The sequence below is a fragment of the Planomonospora algeriensis genome (genome assembly GCF_977012225.1).
Genome location: NZ_CDRNDK010000579.1, coordinates 1 through 3427 on the forward strand (window position 1 = coordinate 1; position 3427 = coordinate 3427).

General features: G+C 74.6%; 5 protein-coding genes. 1 reads left to right on the forward strand and 4 read right to left on the reverse strand.

Translation table 11 applies throughout. From position 1 onward, the window contains the following. From tatA to ACWJ6R_RS32725, 4 genes are all read right to left on the reverse strand, one after another. Positions 1-230: Sec-independent protein translocase subunit TatA (tatA, locus tag ACWJ6R_RS32710; protein WP_449065924.1), on the reverse strand; the 230-nt coding region annotated here is incomplete at its 3' end. A gap of 65 nt (positions 231-295) precedes the next feature. Next, positions 296-484, reverse strand: coding sequence for a hypothetical protein (locus tag ACWJ6R_RS32715; RefSeq protein WP_449065925.1), 189 nt, complete (start codon positions 482-484; stop codon positions 296-298). Positions 485-589: 105 nt separating this feature from the next. Continuing rightward, positions 590-1549, reverse strand: a complete 960-nt coding sequence (locus tag ACWJ6R_RS32720) for a helix-turn-helix transcriptional regulator (protein ID WP_449065926.1) — start codon at positions 1547-1549, stop codon at positions 590-592. Between the two features lie 90 nt (positions 1550-1639). Then, on the reverse strand, positions 1640-2599 hold the full coding sequence (locus ACWJ6R_RS32725) for a helix-turn-helix transcriptional regulator (protein ID WP_449065927.1): 960 nt from the start codon (positions 2597-2599) through the stop codon (positions 1640-1642). A 41-nt stretch (positions 2600-2640) separates the two neighbouring features. On the opposite strand from ACWJ6R_RS32725, the gene ACWJ6R_RS32730 reads away from it, so the two are divergent. Continuing rightward, a partial coding sequence (locus ACWJ6R_RS32730; RefSeq protein WP_449065928.1) for a DUF3866 family protein occupies positions 2641-3427 on the forward strand: 787 nt, incomplete at its 3' end.

Consider the following 3427-nt stretch of genomic DNA (forward strand, 5'->3'; position numbering starts at 1 on the left):
GGCGGGGCGTGGCGAGCTGCTGGCGGGGCCGGGGCGGCGGGCTGCGCCGGCACGACGGTGGCGGTCGCGGTGGCGGTCTCGTCGTCCTCGCGGAGCTTGGAGGTTTCCGCCTTGAAGATGCGGAGCGACCGGCCGAGCCCGCGAGCGGCCTCGGGGAGCTTCTTGGCGCCGAAGAGCAGCACCAGGATGACCCCGATGATGATCAGTTCAGGGGCTCCGAGATTGGGCATGACACATCCTTAAGCCGAGCGACGTGCAGTCTCTGTGCCGATCGTACGCTGCCCCGGGCGCATACTCATCCCTCCGCGCTCCGGTCCTTCTCCGGCCGTCCGGCCGAGGGGTCCCGGACGCCCTCCAGCCGCCGCCGCGTCCGGTCCACCTCCCGGCCCAGCTCACGGGTGGCGAGCAGCACGCGGGCCCCCATCAGGCCCAGGACCGCCACTCCCGTGAAGCCCAGTCCGACCGCGGCGAGGATCCAGCTCATGTCACCGGATCCTAACCGCGTGTCCGCCGTACGTCCGCCACGTGTCCGCCACCGGTTCAGGAGACCGACTCCCGACCGCGGGTCCGCCGTACATCCGGCCCCGGTTCAGGAGACCGACTCGTAGCGCGCCAGCGCCGCCGTGGCCGCGGCCCGCACGCTCTCGGCCAGCGAGGCCGGGGAGACCACCCGGCCGGTGCCGCCCAGGCGCAGCGCCAGCCGGAGCAGCCAGCTCTGGTCGCGGGCCCGCAGCGCCACCCGCAGGCGGCCCTCGCCGAGCTCCTCGACCCGCTCGCACGGGTAGTACTCGGCGACCCAGCGGCCCGCCGCGGTCAGCTCCAGCTCGACCAGCTCGTCGGTGGGCGAGGGGCGGAACACCCCGGGCGTCACCTCGTCGGGCACCGCCCCGGCGGGCGGGTCCGCGGCCACGTCCAGCACGTCCACGTCCAGCATGCGGTCCAGCCGGAACAGGCGGACCGCCTCGGCCCGGTAGCACCAGCCCGACAGGTAGGAGCGGCCGTCCACCACGACCAGCCGCATCGGGTCGACCTCGCGCGGGGTAATCTCGTCGCGGCCCGGCACGTAGTAGCGGAGCGAGAGCCGCCTGCCGCGCCGCAGCGCCTCGTTGACGGCCGGCAGCGCGTCGGGCGTGGCGTCCACCTCGACGGCGACCTGGCTGCTGACCGCGGCGGCGCCCTCCCCGGCGGCCTGCTCGAACTTGGCGATGACCCGGGCCAGCGCGTCGCGCTCGCCGAACTCCGGCATCTCGGCGAGCATGCGCAGCGCCACCAGCAGCGCGCTGGCCTCGTCCACGCCCAGCCGGAGCGGGCGGGCGATGGTCTCGGCGTTGTCGATGACGATCTCGCCGCCGTCCCAGGAGACGTCGATCAGGTCCCCGGGGGTGTGGCCGGGCAGCCCGCACATCCACACCAGCTGCAGGTCGTCGATGAGCTGCTTCTCGGTCAGCCCGAAGACCTTCGCGACCTCGGGCACCTCCGCCCCCGGGTGGGACATCAGGTAGGGCACGAGGGCCAGCAGCCTCGGCAACCGGTCGGCCGTCCCGCTCATCGCCCGCTCCTCACTGCTCGCTCACCGCACGGGCGGCCCGCGCGGCCGCCTCGCTCACCGTGCCCGCCGTACCGGGTCCGGTCGGGTCGATCATGCCAGCGCCCCCTTCAGGCGGCAGATGACGGCCTCGCGGGCGTCGGGCGGCCCGACCACCTCGGCGTCGGCCGCGAACCCGGCGACCCAGCCGGCCAGCCGCTCGGGGTCGGTGAAGTCGACCTCCAGCTCGTCCCAGCCCGCACCGGCGGGCCGTACGGCCTTCGCCACTTGGCGCAGGCCCTGGCAGGAGCCCTCGCGGACCCGGATGACGGCGGTGCGCGGGGTCAGGGGCCCGTCGTCGCGGTAGCCCACCATCGACTTTATGTCGACGCCCTCGGGGACCGTCACGGTGCCGGGCCGGCCGGCCGGGACCACCGGCCCGGTGATCCGGCTGAGCCGGAAGACCCGGGGGGCGTCGCGGTCGCGGTCGTGGCCCGCGACGTACCACCGGCCGCGGCGGCTGACCACGCCCCACGGCTCGACCGTCCGGGTCAGCACGCTCTCCCCGGCCGCGACGCGGTAGGGGAAGCGGACCGGGCGCCGGTCGCGCACGGCCTCCCACAGCGCCGGGAAGGCCGGGTCGCGGGTGTCGACCCGCAGCTCCAGCGCGCCGCCGAGCATACCGCCGGTCTCGTCGGTCTCCACTCCCCCGGCGCGCAGCTTCAGCAGCGCCCCGCTGGCCGCCTCGGCCAGGCTGGCCCGCTGCCACACCCGGGCCGCCAGGCCCACCACGGCGGCCTCGTCGGCCTCCAGGGTGATCTCGGGCAGCTCGTAGGCCTGCCGGACGATCCGGTAGCCCGGGTCCTCCTCCCAGGGGTCCTTCTGGACCTCGATCGGGATGCCGATCTCGCGCAGCTCGTTCTTGTCGCGCTCGAACATCCGCTGGAAGGCCTCGTCGTTGGCCGAGTCGTAGCCGGGCACGGCCTGGCGGATGTGCTCGGCGCTCAGCGGCCGCCGCGTGGCGAGCAGGCAGATCACAAGGTTCAGCAGCCGCTCGGTCTTCCGGCGTGACATCCGGCCTCCCTCCCTGTTCAAATGACGCTACCCTTCCCCGCGTGATCAGATGGCGCAGGGGCGAGGTCGTACGGATCCGGCGCGAATGGCCGGGGGCGGTGGAGCTGGACGTCACCACCGAGGAGGGCGGCGCGCGTGCGCTCGCCTACCCCGCCCTCGTGGGACGCCCCGAGCCCGGCGACGCGGTGCTGCTCAACACGACCGCGCTCGCGATGGGTCTCGGTACGGGAGGTTACGCCATGGTGGTGGCACTTCCCGACCGTTTACCGGAAGATCCACACGGACCGGGACATCTGGTGAAGGCACGCTACACCCCGCTGCAGGCCACCGTGCTCGGCGCCGACGAGCAGGACTCGCCGCACCACGAGGTCCTGCGCGAGGCCGACTCGCTGGACGGCATGCCGGTCGTGGTCGCCGACCTGCACTCGGCCCTCCCTGCGGTCCTGTGCGGCCTGTACGGCTCCCGCCCCGGCGTCCGGGTCGCCTACGTGATGCTCGACGGGGGCGCGCTGCCCGCGTGGTTCTCCATGTCGTGCGCGCGGCTGAGGGAGATCGGCTGGCTGTGCGGGACGGTGACCACGGGCCAGTCCTTCGGCGGGGACGTGGAGGCGGTCACCGTGCACACCGGCCTGCTGGCGGCCCGGCACGTCCTGGCGGCCGACGTCGCGATCGTCACCCAGGGGCCGGGCAACCTGGGCAGCGGGACCCGGTGGGGCTTCTCCGGCGTCTCGGCCGGGGAGGCGGTCAACGCCGCCGCGGTGCTGTCGGGCCGCCCGGTCGCGGCGCTGCGGGTCAGCGAGGGCGACCGGCGCGAGCCGGCACCTCGGC

Excerpts from the sequence above, each read along its gene's own strand:
- ACWJ6R_RS32725 (WP_449065927.1), bottom strand. The coding sequence starts at position 2,599 with ATGTCACGCCGGAAGACCGAGCGGCTGCTGAACCTTGTGATCTGCCTG.
- ACWJ6R_RS32720 (WP_449065926.1), bottom strand. The coding sequence starts at position 1,549 with ATGAGCGGGACGGCCGACCGGTTGCCGAGGCTGCTGGCCCTCGTGCCC.
- ACWJ6R_RS32715 (WP_449065925.1), bottom strand. The coding sequence starts at position 484 with ATGAGCTGGATCCTCGCCGCGGTCGGACTGGGCTTCACGGGAGTGGCG.